The following is a 3,690-nucleotide window of genomic DNA, read 5'->3' as shown; positions in this document are numbered from 1 at the left end:
ATTTCTCAGCAGGAATATTCATAATTATATATTTGATTTGCTTATTTAGTATTTGAAACAGAGTTAGTATTTCATCAAGAGGTCTTTCTTGATAATTCTGAACTACCACCCATTGTTCTTGATTATACGACTGGATAACATAAGGTTGTTCTGCGTATTGAATTTTTACAAACCTCTCAATATTATTTATGGCAGAGTCACAAAGATGTCCTACTATCTCTTTTTTAGACCATTTACTTGGTGATGGTCGATCAGATATTTCTGTTTCTGACATTGAGTTGTATTCCTTAGGTAATGATTGTATCCAATGATTTAATCCATTAATTACATTTTCCATACTCCTACATCCCTTCAATATTATCTAAAAAACAATATTCGTCTAAAAACCTTAATATCCCTTTTTCAACTAAACTGCCCCGTTAGTGGAACAACAAAAAAAGGCTGCCGAAGCAGCAAAATCGTTATTGAGCAAACGAGCCCGTTAGCTTAAGTACACTTTTTCACAAACTCATATAAAAGCACCGTTAAATTACGATACCTTTTTTTCAAATAAAGCATCGTTTGTACCGCTTGTTCATATTACTCAACTCTCAATAATTGCCATTACATTTTAGGAGCATCCATACCTATCATAGCCCATTCCTCTTTCGATGGACCATACAAACCAGGAACGGATAAACCTGCTTGACGCATAAGAATAGTCATTTGTCCTCGATGATGAATTTGATGTTGAATTAAAAATAATAAAATGTCTCCCTTGGACATTTTCTGCCCAAAAATTTCTTGTTCTTCACTAAGGCTTTTGTCGGTCCATTGATTTTTTACAGCTTGAGACAAAGCACTACTTGCTTGTTGATAGCTGTCAGAGATGAACTTTGCTGAGGTTGGGACAGGATAATCTTGATTAGGCGAGTCAAAGGAAAGGTCTGTTCGTGATGCTACAACACCAATTGCTGTTACAGTATGCCAAGCTATTCTTCCTAATGTCCAATTTTGAGGTGTTACTTCTTTGGGTAAGGATTCATCTGTAAGTTGATTAAGAATTTTCTGAGTAGCGTCTACTTCAATATTCCATAATTTAAAGAAACCATCTAGTGTTTGAAACATATTCATCCTCCTCACTTAAATACTTCACAAATATATTCTACTTTTCCTCAAAAATGACTGCTCGTTTAATAAAAAAACAATAATTAATTTCTAAAACAATATATTAATTGAAGCTCTTATAATCTACCTTGTTGAATCTGCACCGTTAGTTAAACAACAAAAAAGGGAAGCCGAAGCATTCCCAGTTTTAGCTAAACTCTTTTTATTTGTTAACCCAACCTATATTAATGCTGCCATCGTGGAAAAACTCAATGACATACTTTTGTATAGGGCAATAATAATCCATATCGCTGCCTACCCATATGATTTCATCAAATTTCTCCAATAACACTGCTTCTAATGTTGTTCTGATGCAAGGATAATTACCCATTCCCCAAAAAACATAAATAGGGCTAGAAGTGCTAAAACCTTTTTTGTTGAGGATTAACGGAATACTGCTAATTTCCCCTGAATTAACTGCTTGATGTTTTACTGATTTGTTGGTCCATTCAATTCTATTCCAAAAAGCTATTGGAAAAGTGTTCGTAAAATCTTTAATTATTAATTCTGTCTCGTCAAAACTCAAAACTTCAAACTCTAATTCGTCCCCAATAGCTTCCTCAAATGCTTCCCTTACCATTTTTTCTTCTTGGAGTCTTTCTTGCATTATTTCTTTTTGCTTTTGGAGTTTTAATAGATCCTCTAATCTTTTCTTTCGTTCATCTTTTTTCATTTTAAATGTCCTTTTTTATTACACCATAGTGATCAAATAATAATGTCAAAGCAAACCATCAATTGTACCTAGAATATTTCGCCTTTGGTCCATTAATCGTATATAACATGACAGCGTGTCATTAACACTGACATTATATTTCTACACAAGTAATTAAATTCCTTCCTCAACTGCTTCGTTAGTGCAATAAAAATAGGGATCGCCGCAGCCATCCCATTCTTTAACTCTTGGCCCTTTAGTTTAATTACATTCTTTCACAATGTTAATTTGTTAGTTGTATTCCTATCAATTAGAAAAAACGATCCTTCATTATTGAAACATCGCACACGTTACTTTAATAAGATGTTAATTCAAGATTATTTCTCCCATATTTCAAGCCATCTTCCTTCTGGATCAGAAATCCACACAAATGTTCCAAACTCGCTTTTTTCAGGTTCTTTTAAAAGTGGTATTCCAATTTTGTTGAAATGTTCCATCCAAGCTTCAATATTTTCTACTTGAAAATTTAACATTACAGATTGTTCTTTTGGAAAATAATCACTATCTTCTTTAAAGAAAGAAAAGATTGTTTCGTTGTCAGCATCTGGCTTTGACAGTACCATTCCACTCTTCCATCGAAATACCAAGAGTTTCTTTATACCATTTTTTTAATGAAACAACATCTTTTGTTCTCCAAAAAACCCCACCGAAACCTTTAATTTTCAAAGTCTTAACCTCCAATTAGATATATAAAAAATAATTTTATTGCTAAACAATTCTGTCCGTTTGTTTAATAAGAAACGGTGAACACCTTTATACCCGTTAGTTCAACAAGAAATTAAGCCTTAATTACATAGTTGTTTATTAAAAACTGTTAACGAATGAAATTCTTGATTCAATAACCTAAGTACTATTTGCTTTGTTACATTTGCGTCACGAAGTTCTTTATTATCCAGATTCATAATTTCAGATACTTTTATCCATTTACTATCGACAATTTCATCCTCTACAATCCTTAATGAACCTCCAATAATTTCAGCAGTAAAATGGAATAAAAAAACTTGATTATTTGAACTACTGATAAAATTATAAATACCTGTTGTACCATTAAGTTTCACATCAAATCCTGTTTCTTCTTTTACCTCCCTACAGGCTGCATAGAGTATGTCTTCTTTATGTTCAATACGTCCAGATGGAAAATTCCACTTATTAGGTGCAGTTGGTTTATTTTCTTTGATAATCAAAACTTTGTTATCTTTAATTATTGATACACTAACAACTAAAACAATTCCATTTTGAGTCATTTTTTCTCCTCATCCTAAATGCTAAATAGTCCTCACTATTTTAGTTCTCGTCTAAATGACGATTCTTCTTCTTCAATTAACCTGCCCCGTTAGTTCAACAAATTACCTATTTTCTTCATCATACTCCAAGAATAAATCTTGTAACTCTCCATTATTTTTTTCATTATTAGCCTTAATCATTACCTCAATTTCAATATCCTCTTCTGATATTGATACTACCCCATCTAACATTAAATGTTCTCGATTCTTAACGGACCTAACCTTTTCATTTAATTCCATCTCTACACCACCTTATTTTATTATTAATTTCACCAAATGTATTAGCATTTCCTGCTTCAACTAAACTGCTTCGTTAGTGGAATAAAAAAATGATCACCGCAGTTACCCTAATTTAACAATAACCAAAAATTACCACGTTGAACTATGAATAACTAAACCTATTCCAATCAAACTAGGAATGTAAGACCATTTCATTATCACCAAATAGGAGATGATACAACATGGCAAACAACAACAACAACAACAACAGAAACCAACACTTGGTTTCAGCAGCAGAACAAGCCCTTGAACAAATGAAGTATGAAATTG

General features: G+C 32.4%; 5 protein-coding genes and 1 pseudogene. All 6 read right to left on the bottom strand.

Annotated features, from left to right (window positions below; genetic code table 11):
• A partial coding sequence (locus tag V7137_RS23640) for a DinB family protein (RefSeq protein ID WP_335700338.1) occupies positions 1–337 on the bottom strand: 337 nt, incomplete at its 3' end.
• Positions 338–603: 266 nt separating this feature from the next.
• Positions 604–1,107, bottom strand: a complete 504-nt coding sequence (locus V7137_RS23635) for a DinB family protein (RefSeq protein WP_335700337.1) — start codon at positions 1,105–1,107, stop codon at positions 604–606.
• A gap of 202 nt (positions 1,108–1,309) precedes the next feature.
• Positions 1,310–1,819, bottom strand: coding sequence for a CDI toxin immunity protein (locus V7137_RS23630; protein ID WP_335700336.1), 510 nt, complete (start codon positions 1,817–1,819; stop codon positions 1,310–1,312).
• A 356-nt stretch (positions 1,820–2,175) separates the two neighbouring features.
• A pseudogene (locus V7137_RS23625) lies at positions 2,176–2,524 on the bottom strand (VOC family protein).
• A gap of 119 nt (positions 2,525–2,643) precedes the next feature.
• Positions 2,644–3,102, bottom strand: coding sequence for an NUDIX hydrolase (locus V7137_RS23620; RefSeq protein ID WP_335700335.1), 459 nt, complete (start codon positions 3,100–3,102; stop codon positions 2,644–2,646).
• A 102-nt stretch (positions 3,103–3,204) separates the two neighbouring features.
• Positions 3,205–3,381: a hypothetical protein gene (locus V7137_RS23615; protein WP_335700334.1), complete on the bottom strand. Its 177-nt coding sequence runs from the start codon at positions 3,379–3,381 to the stop codon at positions 3,205–3,207.
• Between the last annotated feature and the right edge of the window lie 309 nt (positions 3,382–3,690).

Source organism: Neobacillus drentensis, assembly GCF_036962765.1.
GTDB lineage: Bacteria > Bacillota > Bacilli > Bacillales > Cytobacillaceae > Neobacillus > Neobacillus drentensis_C.
The sequence above is the reverse complement of the archived record's forward strand: the minus strand, read 5'-3'. Positions and strand labels throughout refer to the sequence as shown.